Here is a 16,948-nt window from a genome sequence, read left to right as displayed (position 1 = left end):
ATCAATTCTGAAGTTGGTTTGCTAGGCGGCCACGTTTGTGGAGCCTGCTAGATCTATCAAAGAGTACAAAAACCGGTTGTGACGCCAATCTGGAGCAAACTGTCGTTCGAATTGCAGCAACTTGTCGCGAATCAGACAATCGGTGGTGTTAGCCTGCCTTGCGCATTCCCGGGCTCACGCGGCATTGCCGGCCAGGACTGCTGCTGGTACCCGAAGGCTCGGATGTCGCGTGGAGTGCCTGCCCCTACGCTGTGCAGGGTCCGCCGGAGATGGCCGAGTGAAGCAAAGCCTGAATGGGCGGCGATTTCTTCAAGTGAGAGAACAGCCATGGCGGGATCGGTCAGGAGGCGAACCGCCAGGTCCACGCGAACTTGCCGGATGCGCTCCGCCACTGACTCCTTCCGCTTCTGGAAATCACGCTGCAAATGCCGAAGGGAAACGTTGAGGTCCCTGGCCAGCGATTCGGGCGTCAGTGCTTGATCGCCCGCCGAGGCGGTGATGAGGGCCATGGCCTGGTGATAGAGCGTGGGGCGTTTGGTACCACCCGCCAGCACAGCGGATTGTTCGAGGAACAGTCCGCCGATCATCTCATGAACCAGCTTCTCCATGAAGTAGGCCGCGACCGAGGAGATTTGGCCTGTGCCGGCAACGACGGAATCGAGGAAAGCGCTGGTTGGCTCCAGCAAGGTGCTGCTAACCGGCAGAAGCGTGAATCCGGGGGACGGCACCAGACCGAAGTCGCGGACCACCTGGTGAGGGACGATCGCAATAACCGCCATGGAGTCCTGGCCCCACGCGATCCTTACCCGACCGGAACCTCCATAGGTCCAGCACGTCCCTGCGCTTGCCACAACAGGGCTCCCGGAACCGTCGTCAAAGGTGCCGTCACCGTATCTGGTGAAGATGCATATCAGACCGTTACGGTCCTGCTGGAGAAGCGGGCCGGCAGTGGGGCCAGGTGCGGCCAGTACAGCCATGACGCTGGTGGCGCCGAAGTCTATTCCTGTAACGTCAAGGTGACTTCCGCCGTCGGGCAGCATGACCAGGAAAGGGTGCAGGTTACCTCCCGCGGTTCCGGACTGCGGTGAAGACGTACTGCCCACCGCGCCGCTAAACCTCACTGCCCCCAACTTGCACCCCCATTACTTTGTGTTCCGAGTCATTCTAGCCTGACTCCGCACCACGTCCGGAGGGGGTGGGGGGCGCCCCCGAACCGTCGGCTTCAACACCACGCAGGTAGAATCGGCTGCAAGCAATCGCCTCACCATGATGGAGAACCGGATGTCACGTTGGACAGAAGCAGGCCCGAACAATTACGTGTTGGCCACGGATGGGGCACTTCTGAACACCGGACTGGTGGTGGGCAAGGACCGTGCCATGGTGATCGATACCGGCTGTGGGCCTCGCCAGGCGAAGGAGATCCTCGCCGCCGTTCGGGAGATCACGCCACTGCCGCTGGTGGTTGTGAACACACATGCACACTACGACCACTTTTTCGGCAACGCAGTTTTCGCTGACGACGGCGTGACCGAGTTCTGGGCGCACGCCAACTGTGCAGCCGCCATCGAAGTGGAAGGAGATGCCCAGCGCTTTGAGGTCGCGAGGACGGAACCGGAGATGGCCGCCGGGGAGGGTGACGCCGTCGAGCTGGTGGTTCCCAACGCGTTGGTCAGGGATCAGCCGGTGCTGGTGGACCTGGGGGAGCTGACCGTTACCTTGTTCCATCTGGGCCGCGGCCACACGGATGGCGACCTTCTGGTGGGGACCAACTGTGCATTGTTCGTAGGTGACCTGGTGGAACACGGCGCCTACCCATCCTTTGAGGACTCCTACCCCCTGGAATGGGTCGACGTCCTGCGGCACATCTCCGCCCTCCGCCATCGCTACCAATTCCTCATTCCCGGGCACGGGCAGCCGTGTGATGACCGCTTTGTGCAAACCATGGCAAACACCATGACCACTGCAACCCGACAGGCACGCCAGTCCCTCCGCGACGCCCCGAGTGATGCCACCAAAGCGATTCCCATCCTGCCCTACGGCCCCGAGCAGTCCCGCTGGTTCATTAAGCGGCTCAAGGAAACGCAGTCCTAAGGCACGCAGGCGAGCAGCATCAGCAGCTTCGGTTGAGCAGCACCTTCACGAAGGCTGCCGTTTCATAGGTGTACTCGAATGCCCACGAGTGGAAAGGGTGGGCCACGGAAATGAGGGGCAGGTCTTTCTGGTAGGACAGCATCTTTATCTCCCCGGGAAAGCAGCGTGCCATGAGAATGCTGGCCCTTGGCGCATGGGACTTATCAGTGACAACGTTGACGCTCGTCCAACCGTTCGCGGAAGCCAGTTGCTGGAGTCCGCGGGCTTCGCCCTGAGTGGTCACCGGGTCGGGCTGAAAGCAGATGATTCGGTAAGCCCGACTTTCGTCGCACGGGACATTGTCATCGCCGCCATATTCGGGCGGCGGCACGGAGATGACAAGAGTGTCCGCATAGCCCAGGCTCATCAGCTGCTCCGCGTAATCCAGACGTCCGCCCGTAGGCGCAAGCACGAGCAGTGCATCAGCTTGCGTCCGGGTTTCGTCCACAGGTACCAGGTACAACAACAGCCCAGCGCAAGCCCACACAACTACTATCGCGGTGCTTATGGCAACAAATGCATTTGCAACTTTGCGGCGCTGGTCCCGCAACCCGGTCCTGAACCTCATGCCGTCCTCAAAAATAATGGGCCCACTCGCACACAGCCTGCACCGCTTGATGTTACCGGCCCCAATGAAGAGGGCGCGAGCGTTCTCGTCCTCGTGCCCAGGGGTGAAGCCATAAGATGACTCTGATGACTCCGCCCGGCCAGCCCTTCACCCTGTGGAGCATCTCGGTACCCGCCTTTGGGCCGGCCCTGCTTTTCTGCATCGGGGAAGGCGCTGTCCTTCCCGTCATAGCCTTGACGGCACGTGACCTTGGCGCGTCGGTATCGCTGGCGGCCCTGATCGTCACGCTGATCGGCTTGGGTTCCTGGTTCTTCAACCTGCCGGCCTCGCTGATCACTCTCAGATTCGGTGAACGCTGGTCCATCGTCGGCGCTGCAGGGCTGTCCGCCCTGGCGCTCGCGGCGGCGGCCGTCTCCGGAGCAGTCCCGAACGGCTTGTGGCTGCTGGCAGGGGCCATGGTGGTCGTCGGGATGTCCGCAAGCGTTTTCAGCCTGGCGCGGCAGAAATACCTCACTGAGGCGGTGCCCGTAGAGTTCCGCGCACGGGCGTTATCCACGTTGGGCGGTGTGAGCCGGATCGGCATTTTCATTGGCCCGTTCATCGGCGCCGGCGTGATGCAGTTCGGCGGACTGCACAGCGCCTACTGGGTGGGTGTTGCCGGCATGCTGGCAGCGGCCGTCCTGGGCGCTTCGGTTCGAGACCTCGAGCTTCGGTCCGGGCGGGGCGCCGGCTACGACTCCACGCCGGAGCCCACTTTGTGGGGAGTCGCCGTATCCCACGCCCCGGTGTTCCTGAGCGCCGGCTTCGGCATCCTGCTGCTCAGTGCCCTCCGCGCCTCGCGGCAGGTGGTGATCCCGCTGTGGGCGGACCACGTTGGCCTCGACGCCACCCAGGCATCGCTGATCTACGGGCTGTCCGGCGCCGTGGACATGCTGGTGTTCTATCCCGCCGGCAAGCTCATGGACCGCAAGGGCCGGCAGTTTGTGGCAATCCCGTCCACGCTGCTGATGGGAATCGCCCTGCTCCTCATTCCGCTGTCTGCCGGCTTCACCGGCCTACTCCTGGTGGCGCTGCTGATCGGTTTTGGCAACGGCATCAGTTCCGGCCTGGTGATGACGTTGGGCGCTGACTTCTCACCGGACCGCGGGCGCGGTCAGTTCCTGGGCGTCTGGCGGTTTATGGCCGACGCCGGCGCAACCGGCGGGCCCGTCCTGCTCTCCGGTGTAACGGCCGTTTCAACCCTGGCCGCAGGGGTCTCAGCCACCGGCATCCTCGGCTTCACCGCGGCAGCCGTGTTCGCCGTCGTACTTCCACGGCTGAAGCATCGCCGGAATTACTGAGGCTTCTTGTAACTCGAGTCCCGTGCAGCGGTTCCAACAGTGCCTCCTGGAGGCCGGGATCCAGGTCCGGTGGCACGTCGAGCTCCACGTTCAGCGCCAACAAAGTCCGGCTCAGAAAGTTGCGGGCCGTTGCCACGAGCGTAACGTCCATGATTTCGCGGTCACTCAAGCCGTGCTTGCGCAGGGCCAGGGTGTCCTGGTCCGTCATGGCGGCGGCGTCCCCGCTGAGCTTTTCCGCGTACTCCATCATGGCCACTTCGGCCGGGTCCAACCCTGCGGAACGGTAGTCCCGTGCAATGGCGGCCAGCTGCTCTCCGGAAAACACCTTCAGTGCCTTCCGGCCGTGTGCCAGCCTGCAATGCGTGGAACCCAGCTGCTGCGCCGCCGCCAGCGTCACCAGCTCATAGCGGCGGAGGGTCATGTTCGCCATGGTGGCCCGGATCAAGGCCCGGAAGGCCATGTAGGCCTCCGGGTTGATGGCCATGGTTTCGGTGTGGGAGGGAATATATCCCAGTGACTGGCGGTCGTCGTCGTAAATTTCCTTGACCAGCCCGGTAGCATCCTCTTGGTTGGGGGTCTTTAGGATCATGCCGAATCCTCTCGCAGTGCTAAGGCTCCAAGGCCGCCCGTGCCCTCATTCTGGACCCCCGACGCAGGGGTGTAAAGGTGCCTTAGTCCCGGTGTTCCACACGGAATGGCGTGGGTTCATGGCCCGCTCGGTCCTTGCGGCTTCCCGTCTAGCGGCGGCGGACGGCGTAAGCGAACAGGGATGTAGTGGCAACCGTAGCCAGGTATCCCGTGATGACAATCAGCGCTATCCCTGCCCAGAAATAGTTGGTGGTGCTCACAGTCTGCCCGGCCCCCGGCGCGATCAGGGCCAGCGAATACACCGCCACGATCGCCGAAGCCACGCCCAGTACCACGGGAAGCGCCAGCCAGATCCGTGCCGAGCCCCAGTGCCGGTCCTGCCCGTCCGACACATTCCAGGCGCGGCCGGTGCCCACAATCAGCCACCCTGCCGGAATCATGAAGATGCCAACCAGGAGGAAGGCTGCCACCACGTCTGCCGGCCGGTGCCACTGGTTCAGCACGGTTGAGGCGCCCGAGACGATCGCGAAGGTGCCACCCAGGAACCCGGCCAACGGACGCCACCGCGGTGATGACATCAGGAACACCGCCGACGCCGCCGACGCCGCCAGAGTGGTATGCCCGGACGGCAGCGAGTTCAGGTCAATGGTGACCACGCCCGTGTCCGGCCGTTCCGGCAGCATGTTCTTCAACACCTGGGCGGACACGTTCGCGCAGATGCAGGCACCCACGGCGATCCCCGCAGCTTTCCAGCGCCGCCGCGCAAGGGACACAAACAGTACGACGGCGGCGGCCACCACCAGCGAAATGGTGGGCATCCAGTCCAGGAACCTGGTGGAGACCTTGCCGGCCGGGCCGTGGATGTCGACAGCTTCCACCAGGGCGGACTCGTCGATGTACTGACCCGTGGTGGTGTGAACGAAGAAAAAGTACGTGGCCAAGAATCCGGCGGCGCACGCCAAAGTTGCCGTAAGGAACAGCAAGCCGGAAACGGCCCGCTGTACGGCGGGAGGTCGCACCGCAGCAGTCGGCTGCGCTCCACGTGAAACAGTCATTGCTTTAAGGGTGTCACAAAAACGTGGGAGGCCGCTGCACGGATCCTCAACATCAGCTGCAGGAGCAGCGGCTTGTACAGTGATCGCATGCCCGTGGAAGCCCAGCCGCCGCTGACCCTGCCGCCCGCCGTCACGTTCCCCGTGCCGCAACTGGACGAGCTCCTGGATTCGGCACACGTGGTGGCCCTGCCCATGCGGGTGAAGTTCCGAGGCATCATGGAGCGCGAGGCCCTGCTGTTCCGGGGGCCGGCCGGCTGGGGTGAGTTTTGCCCGTTCCCCGAGTACAACGACGCCGAGGCTTCCCGTTGGCTCGCCGCCGGGGTCGAAGCCGCCTACCAGGGTTTCCCCACGCCGCTGAGGACCACCATTCCCATCAACGCCACCGTCCCCGCCGTCCCCGCCGGCCGGGTGCCTGAAATCCTGGCCCGGTTTGGCCGGGTGGACACCGTGAAGGTCAAGGTCGCTGAGCGGGGCCAGGACCGTGCGGACGATCTGGCCCGCGTAGAAGCTGTCCGCGCCGCGCTTCCAGACGCGGGCATCCGCGTGGACGCCAATGCCGGCTGGTCCGTCCCGGAGGCGGTGGAGGCACTCAGCCGGCTTGCCGCCGTCGGACTCCAGTACGCGGAGCAGCCCGTGCAGGACATAGCCGGACTGGCAGAGGTGCGCCGCCGCCTCCGGGACGCCGGCGTGCCTGTGCTCATCGCCGCGGACGAAAGCGTCCGCAAAGAGGACGATCCCCTCCGCGTCGCGCGGGCAGGCGCCGCGGACCTGATCGTGGTCAAGGTGGCGCCCCTGGGCGGGGTCCGCCGCGCCCTGCAGATCGTGGCAGCTGCCGGTCTTCCCGCCGTCGTGAGTTCTGCCCTGGACACCTCGGTGGGCATCCGTGCCGGGCTGGCCCTCGCCGCCGTCCTGCCGGAGTTGCCGTACTCGTGCGGGCTGGGGACGGTCTCGCTGTTCACCTCTGACATCACCCGGGATCCGCTCATCCCCGACGACGGCGCCATCACCCTCCGTGATGTCTCCGTTGACGCCGGACTGCTTGAGCAGTGTGCAGCTTCGGGGGAGCGCCGGGATTGGTGGCTGGAGCGCCTCAGCCGGGTCCACGCCCGGCTCAGCGCAAACGCTCCCTGAGTCCAAAGGGCTGTTCGGGAAATCCACGCCATGCGAAGCTGGGATCACGGGCATGTTCACGGTGGCAGGAGGGCCAAGTGAGAATCGCCGCAGGACAGTTCAGCGCCGGCAAGGATCCGCAAGCCAACCTGGCGCACATCGAGCAGTTAATGGATAGCGCAGCCCAGGGCGGAGCCGAGTTGCTGGTGCTCCCGGAATCCAGCCTCTACGCGGGCAACGAACCACCCAGTGAACTGGCTAAAGTGGCTGAGCCGTTGGATGGGCCCTTTGTCAGCACCGTAGCCGCGCTCGCCAGCCGCCTCGGGCTGCCAGTGGTGGTAGGAATCACTGAAGCCAATCCCCAAGGCCTGCCCTTCAACACCCTGGTGGCGCTCAGCGTCGAAGGAATCGTCCAGGGTACCTACCGCAAGGTCCACCTGTACGACGCCTTCGGCTACCTGGAGAGCGACGGGACCGGAGCGGGTCCCATCAGCCAGCCGTACCTGCTGTCCTCCGACGAGCTGCAACTGGGCATGATGACCTGCTACGACCTGCGCTTCCCGGAGAGTGCCCGCTACCTGGTGGACGCCGGAGCGAACGTGCTGCTGTTGCCGGCCATGTGGATAGCCGGCCCGGGCAAGGAGGACCACTGGAGCACCCTGGTGCGGGCCCGCGCCATCGAGAACACCTCCTACGTAGTGGCGGCTAACCAGTGTGGTCCGCTGGCCACGGGCTACTCCATGATTGTGGACCCGTTCGGCGTGGTGGTCGCCAGTGCCGGGGAGGCACCGGGCGTGATCTTTGCGGATCTGGCACCGGAGAGGATAGACGCCGTCCGGACCCGCGTCCCTTCGCTGCAGCACCGCCGTTTCAAAGTGGTACCGGCTGTGCCGTAAAACACGATCTTGACAGGGAAGAAACATGCCGTTCACACAGTTTCCATAAGCTTGGAGCAGCGTAATTTTCCCTGGAAGGACCCCATTGCAGACAAGCGATGCCGCAATCACACCCATCATCGGCCTGGCCACGTATCTTGAGCAGGCGGCGACGGATGGTTGCGGTACTGTGCCCACTGCCTTTCTTCCGGAAACCTACCTGACCCCGATCATCGAGGCGGGCGGCGTGCCAATCCTGCTGCCGCCCCAGCCTGTGGTCAGCGGCATCATTGAGCACTTGGTGAACCGGCTGGATGGCCTGGTGATCCCCGGAGGATGGGATGTAAACCCTGCCCTCTATGGCCAGGAACCCCACCCCGCGACAGACGTGCCGCGGCCTGCCCGGGATGCTTGGGAACAGGCCCTTATTCTTGAGGCGATCCGCCAGGACGTTCCCCTGCTCTGCATCTGCCGGGGCGAGCAGTTGCTGAACGTGACACTTGGCGGCAGCCTGCACCAGCATCTTCCCGACGTCGTCGGTACCGGGCAGTATCAACCCGGCGGTTACCAGTTCAACCGGGTGCAGGTGGAGGTCAAGCCTGGCACGCACGTTGAGCAGCTGATCGGCAGCAACCCGGCTCCTGTTCCGGTCTCACATCACCAGGCGGTGGACAGGCTCGGCGAGGGCCTGATCGCTGCCGCCTGGAGCGAAGACCAGGTGGTGGAAGCTATCGAGTACCCGGCCGGTACCTTCACAGTGGGTATTCAGTGGCACCCCGAGCAGTTGCCCGAGGATATGGGCCTCTTCCGGGGGTTTGTGGAAGCAGCCCGCGGAAAGTTCCTGTCCCGCCTCCTGCCGGGGATCCCGCCGTCGTTCACTGCAGATGTCGATCCAGGCCTGGCGGTACCGCCTGCCGGATAGATCCGGATGCGCAGAAGCCCGGCTTCAGGTGTCCGAACCTTGCGCACGCATAATAAGCCTGCTTATCATGTCTAAACATTAGAGGTTATGCAGACGCCCCGAGGGTTCTACGCCAAGGAGCGTCATGCATTGCCACAGCCGTAACGACGCGGCCCGGGCCATCTTGCCTGGACTTTCGGGCGCCGGTCCGGGAGGTCACCTCCCGCCGCGATGTAAACGGCGGGAATGAGGGCGCCAGAATGTGCGGTATAGCCGGCGAGATAGCCTTCAACGGCCGACGGGCTTCCCAGGATGCTGTGTTGAAAATGATGGCAGCCATGACCAGCAGGGGACCGGATGGGCGGGGAACCTGGGACGCCGGGTGGGTGGCTCTGGGCCACCAGCGGCTGAGCATCATCGACCTCTCCAGCGCAGGTGCCCAGCCCATGGTGGATGAGACCGGCCTGGCCATCACGTTCAATGGCTGCATCTACAACTACCAGCAGCTCCAGAAGGAACTCGAGACCGAGTACTCCTTCAGCTCAGACAGCGACACAGAAGTCATCCTCAAGGCATACCGGAAGTGGGGCGAAGACTTCGTCCACCATCTGGTGGGGATGTTCGCCGCGGCTATCTATGACCCGCAGCGGCAGGTGGTCCTCCTGGTCCGAGACCGTTTGGGAATCAAGCCGCTGTACGTTGCCGGCGTGCCGGGTGCTGTGCGCTTCGCCTCCACCCTGCCCGCCCTGGTGACATCCGGCGGACTGGATACCGGCATCGATGAGGCTGCTCTGCACCACTACCTCAGCTGGCACTCCATAGTTCCGGCGCCAAGGACCATCCTCAAAGGCGTCCAAAAGCTGCCTGCCGCCACGATCCGCACCGTTAAGGCCGACGGTACCTGGCAGGACCGCGAGTACTGGAAGCCGGATTACACAAGGAAAGCCGGATACGCCGACTGGTCCGGGCAGGACTGGCGGGACGGAATCCGTGAAGCCCTGAGAACAGCTGTACGACGCCGCATGGTTGCCGACGTGCCAGTGGGTGTCCTGTTGTCCGGGGGACTGGACTCCAGCCTCCTGGTTGCCCTCCTTGCCGAAGAAGGCCAACACGATCTGTCCACGTTCAGCATCGGCTTCGATGGCGCCGGAGGAGACAGCGGAGACGAGTTCCGGTACTCGGAGCTGATCGCCCGTACCTTCGGGACCCGGCACCACCGGCTCCACATCAGCACCTCTGAATTCGCGCCGGCAATCGGCAGCGCCATCGGCGGAATGTCAGAGCCCATGGCGAGCCACGACGTGACAGCGTTCTACTTGCTTGCCAGGACGGTGAGCGAGCACCTCAAGGTGGTGCAGTGCGGGCAGGGGGCCGACGAGGTCTTTGCCGGGTACCGTTACCACCAGCCGCTGGCGAAGACGTCCCGCAAGGAAGCTCTGCAGGCCTTCTCACAGGCCTTTGTTGATTACAGACACTCCCAACTTGCAGACATTCTTGAACCGGAATGGTGGTGCAGTACAGACGTGAGCAGCCAGCTCCTGGCGTCCCACCTGGCCATGAACGGAGCCGACACCGCCCTGGACGCAGTCCTGAGGCTGGATACCCACCTGCTGATGGTGGACGATCCGGTCAAGCGGCTGGACAACATGTCCATGGCGTGGGGGATCGAGGCCCGGGTGCCGTTCCTGGATCACGAGCTGGTAGAACTGGCTGCTGCCTGCCCGCCCGGACTCAAGACCGGCCAGGGTGGCAAGGGCGTGCTGAAAGACCTGGGCAGGATGATGCTGCCCGTTGAGGTGGTGGACAGGCCCAAGGGCTACTTTCCCGTTCCCGCATTGACCCACCTTGAGGAACCGTTCCTCAGTATGGTCCGGGACGCTTTGCATGCCCCCGCTGCAAAACAACGCGGACTCTTCCGCCCCGAGTACGTTGACGCCCTCCTGGCAGATCCCAATACCGGGCGAACTGCTGTGAACAGCAACGCGCTCTGGCAACTGGCCCTGCTGGAGATGTGGCTTCAGCAGCACAACGTGGGCTGACCCGGCGCTCTCCCAGGGCTTTGCGCGCCTGGAGTTCACTGTTAGTTAACCCGGTTGTCGGATGAATGTCGGGCCGTGCTGCAAGGCTCGCCTGCGACAGTGTTTTAACCCTGGAAGGCACCCCCATGACTGAAACTCCCAGCCGCATCCGTAACCTCCTGCCTATGCTCGGCCACACCAAGGGAAAGCGCAGTGCAGTAACCTGCGCACTCAAGTGTGACAACGCGTGCTCCGGCGACGTCTGCAACACCAGCAAGAACAGCTACTTCCGCGACATCGCCTCCGCCACCATGTCCCGCCGCGCCGCCCTCGGCTTCGGCGCCGCCGGCGCGCTCGCCGTCGCACTCGGTGGAAACCTGGCTACCGCAGAAACCGCCACCGCCGGACCAGGGCTGGCACCTGCCGCGAAGGCAGGCTTCAACAAGTCGAAGCTGAAGTTCACGGCCATTACACCCATAGACGCCGCTGTTGATGCCGTCACCGTTCCGGAAGGCTTCACCTGGCAGCCGGTCATCCGCTGGGGCGATCCCCTGTTCAAGGGTGCCCCGGACCTGGACCTGAACAACCAGACCGTCGCCGCGCAGGAACAGCAGTTCGGCTACAACAACGACTACACGGACATCCTTGAAATCCCAGGTTCCAAGGGCCGCCGCGCCGTACTCTTCGCAAACCACGAGTACACGAACGAAAACATCATGTTCCCGGCCACCATGCCCGCAAAGCAGATGCGTGCTGTGGGGGCAGCCGCCCATGGCCTGTCCGTGGTGGAACTGGAGCGCAAAAACAAGAACAAGCCGTGGACCTACGTCAAGGGTGCGCCGCTCAACCGCCGCTTCCTGAACAACACGGTGTACGAACTGACAGGCCCTGCTGCCGGTTCCGAGCTCGTCAAGACCGTGGAGGACCCTGCCGGCCGCTTCATCAAGGGCACCCTGGGCAACTGCGCCGGCGGCACCACGCCGTGGGGCACCATCCTTTCCGGCGAGGAAAACTTCAACGGCTACTTTGTTTCCAAGGGCACCTCTGCCGAGGACAAGCGCTATGGCCTGACCTCCTCGGCTACGGCACGCCAGTGGGAACTGGACGAGCCCCGCTGGGACACCCGCAATGACGGCTACAAGAATGAGGCCAACCGCTTCGGCTACATTGTTGAAGTCGATCCCATGGACCCGAACTCCGTCCCCAAGAAGCACTCCTCACTGGGCCGCTTCAAGCACGAGGGCGCCAACGTCATCATCGCAGAGTCCGGCCACGTTGTTGCCTACTCCGGCGACGACGAGCGCTTCGATTACCTGTACAAGTTCGTCTCCAAGGACAAGTACCGCGAGGGGGACAAGGCCCACAACATGACGCTGCTTTCCGCCGGCAACCTCTACGTCGCCAAGTTCACGGGCAACTCGCCGGCCGCCGAAATCACCGGCACCGGCGCGCTGCCCTCCGACGGCGCTTTCGACGGCACCGGCGAATGGCTGCCCCTGGTGGTTGACGGAGCCTCCGCTGTCCCGGGCATGAGCGTCGAAGAGGTCCTGGTCTACACCCGCCTCGCAGCAGACAAGGTTGGCCCCACCAAGATGGACCGCTGCGAAGACGTGGAGCCCAGCCTGCACACCGGCAAGGTCTACGTTGCCTGCACCAACAACTCCAACCGCGGAACCGGCACAAACGAAAAAGCCACGGAGGTCAACCCCCGCAACCAGAACCGTGACGGCCACGTTGTGGAAATTACCGAAATCGGTGGTCAGGCATCCACAAAGTTCGCGTGGAACCTGCTGATGGTCTGCGGCGATCCGTCCACTGGCGATGTCACCTACTTCTCCGGCTTCCCGGTGGACCAGGTTTCACCGATTTCCTGCCCGGACAACCTTGCATTCGACTCCGTGGGTAACCTCTGGATCTCCACCGACGGCGCCCCTGCCGGAATCGGTAAGGCAGACGGCCTGTTCAAGGTCACCCTTGATGGCCCCGAGCGCGGCCGCGTAGAGCAGTTCCTGGCCGTTCCCCGCGAAGGCGAGACCTGTGGCCCGATCATCCACGACGAGGAACGCACCGTGTTCGTCGCCGTCCAGCACCCGGGCGAGGACGGTTCCTTCACGGATCAGCACTCCTACTTCCCGGACTACGTAGCGGCAGGTTCCACACCGGCACCGGGCAAGGTACGCGCCCCCCGCCCGTCCGTGGTGCAGGTGTTCCGCACGGACGCCTAGCCTCCTCTCCGCTCCCGCACCCTTAACCGGCCCGGGGACACCCAATTCAGGGCGTCTCCGGGCCGGTTCCGCGTCCGGCTGCCGGCAGCGCATCCTGGGCCGGAGGTTGATGGCAGACTGGTTTGGTGACTTCCCCCCAGGACCAGACGCCCGACGTCGAGAATTCAACATCGCTTCCCATCAGTTCCCTGGCAGCGGCCAGGATCACCGTTGATGCACTGATCGACGGTGGCGTCCGGCACGTGGTGGTCTCGCCGGGATCGCGGTCTGCGCCCATGGCTTACGCTCTGGCGGAAGCCGAGGCGGAAGGCCGGGTGGACCTGCTGGTCCGGATCGACGAGCGCAGTGCGGGATTCACCGCGCTGGGCCTGGCCATGTCCACCGGCTCTGCAGCGGCCGTCCTCACGACCTCTGGAACCGCCGTCGGAAATCTTCTTCCGGCGGTGATGGAAGCCAACCACGCAGCCCTTCCGCTGGTGGTGGTGTCCGCGGACCGGCCCGAGGAACTTCGCGGGACGGGCGCCAACCAGACCACCATCCAGCTTGACCTGTTCGGCGACCACGTCCGGTTCGCCACGGATGTCCCCGCGGGCAGCAGTCCACGCCGTGCCGTTGATACGGCGATTTCCGCTGCCACCGGAGCGTTGCAGGGCGTGGCTCCCGGCCCGGTCCACCTCAACCTCGCTTTCCGGGACCCCCTGGTCCCGGCACCCGAAGAGGAACTCCCGACGGCGGCCGGCAGGCAGCGCTTCCGCTTCGGCACGGAGCCGCTCACCATGGACCTCCCGGCAGCTTCGGAGGACCTGCCGGAGCGGCGCACGGTGGTGCTGGCCGGGCACGACGCCGGTCCGGTTGCCGAGGCCTTCGCCCGCGCCCACGGCCTGCCCCTGCTGGCCGAACCGTCGTCCAATGCGCGCTTCGGCCCCAACGCTATTGGGCCCTATCGGTTGCTGCTGGAGCATTTTGGTGCCCGTTCCGCGCAGCCGATCGAGCGCGTGGTGTTGTTTGGCCGGCCCACCCTTTCACGCCCGGTAGCCGCATTGCTGGCCCGCGCCGACGTTCCGTCCGCGCTCTACCAGCCCGTGCCTGTGGCCTGGTACGAGCCGGGCCGCCGCACCGAGCTGCCGCTGGAAACCCTCGCCGATCTTGCTGATTTCGCCGGCCGCGGCACGGCCGAATGGCTGGACGCCTGGCTGCTCGCCGGAACTGCTGCCCAGCACGCGCTCGACGGCGTCCTGGCGGCCGGGGATGCTGCGACAGGTCCGGCGGTCGGAGCCCTGGTCTGGGAACATTCGCGGGGTCAGCTGCTGCTGGGCTCCTCCAGCGGGATCAGGGACGTGGACCTGGCAGGCCTTCCTGCTGCCGGGCCTGCCGCCACGGTGTATGCAAACAGGGGGCTGGCCGGAATCGACGGCACCATCTCCACGGCCACCGGCATCGCACTGGGCGGCCTCCAGGAGACCACAGTGCTGCTGGGCGACGTTACTTTCCTGCATGATGTGGGCGGACTGCTCCTTGGTGCCGGAGAGGCGGAACCCCGGCTGCGGATTGTGGTGCTTAACGATGCGGGCGGTGCCATCTTCGGGCTCCTCGAACATGGCGGGGTGGAGGAAGCAGGCCGCTATGGAGACGCCGTCGAACGCCTCTTTGGCACCCCGCACAGCGTGGACATCGCGGCACTGGCTTCCGCGTACGGCGTCGGGCATTCCCTCGTGAGCACGACGGCGGGACTCACGGAAGCGCTCACGCAGCCGGTCACGGGCCGCAGCATTGTGGAAGTCCGCACAGACCGCCACTCGCTCCGGCAGCTGCACGCACAGATCAGGGAAGCGGTAGGGGCCGCGGCCGGGGGAGTGCTGGCGCAGTAAGGGCATCGGCCGTGGGCATGGTTATGACCCGCCGCTGCTTTCCTTGATCGCCGCTTCGAACGCGGGCAGGCTTCGTTCGATCATGTCCTCGTTGGCTGTCAGGGAGACCCGGAAGTAGCCTGGCGTTTCAAACAACGTGCCGGGAAAAACGAGGACGTTGCGGCGGGCGAGCGATTCGGTGAATGCCTCGTCGTCGGGTCCGGGAGTGGTGACAAACAGGTAAAAGGTGCCTTCAGGCGGCTGCATGGTGTAGCCCATGCCGCCAAGGGCATCCACCATACGGTCCCGGCGGCGCTCCAGCTGGCCAATATCGATGGTGAACTGCTCCAGCTCTGGAAGCGCATGCTGGAGCAGTGCGTTCGGGTACACCCAGCCCATCGCCAATTGCAGGCCACTGATGGCCGGCCGCATGTCCTCCCGCTGCTCCATGGTGGGCGGCAACGCCAGGTAGCCTACCCGCTGGCCGGGCGAGAGGTGGGTCTTGCCGTAAGAGTAGGCAAGCAGCGTGTAGGGGTAGAACTCCGCCGGGCTGTGGAAGCGTACGCCGTCGAACACGATCCGGTTGTAGGCCTCGTCGGAGATGAGGTAGATCCGTCGGCCGGTTTTGTCTGAAGCCGCGTTCAGCAGATCGGCCAGCCGGCGAAGCAAGTCCGGCGGATAGATCCGTCCGGTGGGGTTGTTGGGCGAGTTGACGATCACCACCCGGGTCCGCTCCGTGATGGCCGCTTCGATCGCGCCGAGGTCAAGGTCGAACGTGGCGGGGTTGACCTGCACTTTCATCGGAACCAGTCCCGCCTCCAAAATCAGCGGTTCGTACAGGAACCATGGCGGCAGGCTGTAAATGACCTCGTCACCCGGATCCGCCACAGTCTTCAGTGCAAGGGCAATCGCGGAGAATCCGCCGGTGGTGAGGAAGATGTCCTCGGCTTCGAAGGGCACCTTCAGCAGCCGCTGAAGGGATCGGGCGGCGGCCTCCTGAGCCGTGTCCACATTGGTCTTATAGGCGAACCACTGGTCATTACGGGGAGTCAGTGCGTCGCGGAGGGTATTGACGTAGCGGTCCGACGGCGCCTGGTGCGGATTGCCGAACGTAAAGTCGCAGACGTCGGGCTGGTCCGGTCCCCGTCCGCGGGCAACATACTTTCGGATGTACGAGTCAACGCGCTGGAAAGAAGGGATTGATGCCAGCCGTGCGGCGCGTTCTGATACTGCTGCCGATTGCGAGGGTCTTGACTGGAAGTTCATGTCCGCGCTCCTTTGCCGGGCCCCCGCCCGGGGCGGCCGTTAGTGGACAAACGCGCTGCTGAGCCAGGGCTTTGATGCTACATATTCTCGGCTTCAGGGCGGCCGGAAGTAAAGGACTCCCAGATTCCCGGGATACGCGAAATGCCCTGCGACTACCGGTGATTCCGGTAGCGGCAGGGCATTTGCGCGTTGAACTGGTGGGGAACGGCCGCTTACTCTTCGATCTCGATATGCGTCGGGTCCAGGACCCGGCGCAGGAACTCCTTGGTGCGTGGCTGCTGCGGCGCGGCAATGACGTTTTCCGCCGCTCCTTCCTCAACCACGACGCCACCGTCCATAAACACAACACGGTCGGCCACTTCGCGGGCAAAGCCCATCTCGTGCGTGACCACCAGCATGGTCATGCCTTCCTTGGCCAGGTTGCGCATGACGGACAGGACGTCGCCCACGGTTTCCGGGTCAAGCGCCGAGGTGGGCTCATCGAAAAGCATCAGCTCGGGGTCCATGCTCAGCGCACGGGCAATGGCCACACGCTGCTGCTGGCCGCCGGAAAGCTCGTCCGGGAAACGGTCCGCGAGGTGTCCCAGGCCCACGCGGTCCAGGTTGCGCTGGGCCACCTGGTTAGCTTCTTCCTGGCTTCTCTTGAGCACCTTGGTCTGTGCGATGGTGCAGTTGCCAAGGGCATTCAGGTGCGGGAACAGGTTGAACTGCTGGAACACCATGCCCACCTTGCGGCGCATCCTGTCGATGTCCACATCCGGGTCCGTGGCATCAAAGCCGCCCACGTGGATGCTGCCCTGGTTAGGTTGCTCCAGGAGGTTGACGCAGCGCAGCAAGGTGGACTTGCCTGAGCCCGACGGCCCGATCAGGCAGACGACTTCACCCGGAGCGACCTCCAGGCTGATGCCCTTGAGGACTTCGTTGGAGCCGTAAGACTTGCGCAGATCCTTGATGGAAACACCGGCAGCGTGGATGGTACCGGTGCCGCCGCGGGAGTTGTTGACGACGTCGTTCATGTTCTGCCT

Annotated in this window: 14 protein-coding genes; 8 read left to right on the top strand and 6 right to left on the bottom strand. The window is 64.4% G+C overall.

Annotation, left to right across the window (positions count from 1 at the left end; translation table 11 throughout):
• Window positions 1–131: 131 nt before the first annotated feature.
• Window positions 132–1,121, bottom strand: a complete 990-nt coding sequence (locus AC50X5_RS04340; RefSeq protein WP_494974859.1) for a helix-turn-helix domain-containing protein — start codon at window positions 1,119–1,121, stop codon at window positions 132–134.
• 160 nt (window positions 1,122–1,281) lie between these two features.
• Here AC50X5_RS04340 and AC50X5_RS04335 point away from each other — a divergent pair, with 160 nt between their 5' ends.
• The gene (locus tag AC50X5_RS04335) at window positions 1,282–2,091 is read left to right on the top strand and encodes an MBL fold metallo-hydrolase (protein ID WP_494974858.1); all 810 of its coding nucleotides are present in this window, start codon (window positions 1,282–1,284) and stop codon (window positions 2,089–2,091) included.
• A gap of 19 nt (window positions 2,092–2,110) precedes the next feature.
• Here AC50X5_RS04335 and AC50X5_RS04330 read toward each other — a convergent pair whose 3' ends face one another.
• Window positions 2,111–2,578 carry a YdcF family protein gene (locus AC50X5_RS04330; RefSeq protein ID WP_494974857.1) on the bottom strand — a complete coding sequence of 156 codons (468 nt, stop codon included), beginning with the start codon at window positions 2,576–2,578 and terminating at the stop codon, window positions 2,111–2,113.
• Between the two features lie 245 nt (window positions 2,579–2,823).
• Between AC50X5_RS04330 and AC50X5_RS04325 the strand changes: the two genes are divergently transcribed.
• Window positions 2,824–4,038, top strand: a complete 1,215-nt coding sequence (locus tag AC50X5_RS04325; RefSeq protein WP_494974856.1) for an MFS transporter — start codon at window positions 2,824–2,826, stop codon at window positions 4,036–4,038.
• Here the strand turns inward: AC50X5_RS04325 and AC50X5_RS04320 are convergent.
• Both AC50X5_RS04320 and AC50X5_RS04315 read right to left on the bottom strand, forming a co-directional pair.
• Window positions 3,977–4,627, bottom strand: coding sequence for a carboxymuconolactone decarboxylase family protein (locus AC50X5_RS04320; RefSeq protein WP_494974855.1), 651 nt, complete (start codon window positions 4,625–4,627; stop codon window positions 3,977–3,979). The two genes, AC50X5_RS04325 and AC50X5_RS04320, sit on opposite strands and share 62 nt — an antisense overlap.
• 148 nt (window positions 4,628–4,775) lie before the next feature.
• The gene (locus tag AC50X5_RS04315; protein ID WP_494974854.1) at window positions 4,776–5,681 is read right to left on the bottom strand and encodes a phosphatase PAP2 family protein; all 906 of its coding nucleotides are present in this window, start codon (window positions 5,679–5,681) and stop codon (window positions 4,776–4,778) included.
• 87 nt (window positions 5,682–5,768) lie between these two features.
• On the opposite strand from AC50X5_RS04315, the gene AC50X5_RS04310 reads away from it, so the two are divergent.
• The 6 genes from AC50X5_RS04310 (at window position 5,769) to menD (ending at window position 14,678) form a co-directional block, all read left to right on the top strand.
• On the top strand, window positions 5,769–6,812 hold the full coding sequence (locus AC50X5_RS04310; RefSeq protein WP_494974853.1) for an o-succinylbenzoate synthase: 1,044 nt from the start codon (window positions 5,769–5,771) through the stop codon (window positions 6,810–6,812).
• Between the two features lie 77 nt (window positions 6,813–6,889).
• A complete protein-coding gene (locus AC50X5_RS04305) occupies window positions 6,890–7,687 on the top strand; it encodes a carbon-nitrogen hydrolase family protein (protein WP_494974852.1) in 798 nt (265 codons plus the stop codon).
• Window positions 7,688–7,772: 85 nt separating this feature from the next.
• Window positions 7,773–8,588 (top strand): gamma-glutamyl-gamma-aminobutyrate hydrolase family protein, encoded by an 816-nt coding sequence (locus AC50X5_RS04300; protein WP_494974851.1) that lies wholly within the window; start codon window positions 7,773–7,775, stop codon window positions 8,586–8,588.
• Between the two features lie 239 nt (window positions 8,589–8,827).
• Window positions 8,828–10,606 carry an N-acetylglutaminylglutamine amidotransferase gene (locus AC50X5_RS04295; protein ID WP_494974850.1) on the top strand — a complete coding sequence of 593 codons (1,779 nt, stop codon included), beginning with the start codon at window positions 8,828–8,830 and terminating at the stop codon, window positions 10,604–10,606.
• 125 nt (window positions 10,607–10,731) lie between these two features.
• A complete protein-coding gene (locus AC50X5_RS04290) occupies window positions 10,732–12,810 on the top strand; it encodes a PhoX family protein (protein ID WP_494974849.1) in 2,079 nt (692 codons plus the stop codon).
• Between the two features lie 125 nt (window positions 12,811–12,935).
• Window positions 12,936–14,678, top strand: a complete 1,743-nt coding sequence (gene menD / locus AC50X5_RS04285; protein WP_494974848.1) for a 2-succinyl-5-enolpyruvyl-6-hydroxy-3-cyclohexene-1-carboxylic-acid synthase — start codon at window positions 12,936–12,938, stop codon at window positions 14,676–14,678.
• A gap of 21 nt (window positions 14,679–14,699) precedes the next feature.
• Here menD and AC50X5_RS04280 read toward each other — a convergent pair whose 3' ends face one another.
• Complete coding sequence (locus AC50X5_RS04280) at window positions 14,700–15,923, bottom strand: aminotransferase class I/II-fold pyridoxal phosphate-dependent enzyme (RefSeq protein ID WP_494974847.1); 1,224 nt, start codon at window positions 15,921–15,923, stop codon at window positions 14,700–14,702.
• Between the two features lie 212 nt (window positions 15,924–16,135).
• Window positions 16,136–16,939, bottom strand: a complete 804-nt coding sequence (locus tag AC50X5_RS04275) for an amino acid ABC transporter ATP-binding protein (RefSeq protein WP_494974846.1) — start codon at window positions 16,937–16,939, stop codon at window positions 16,136–16,138.
• Window positions 16,940–16,948 lie beyond the last annotated feature (9 nt).

Source organism: Pseudarthrobacter sp. MDT1-40-2 (genome assembly GCF_059383595.1).
This window is presented reverse-complemented; position numbering and strand designations above follow the sequence as displayed.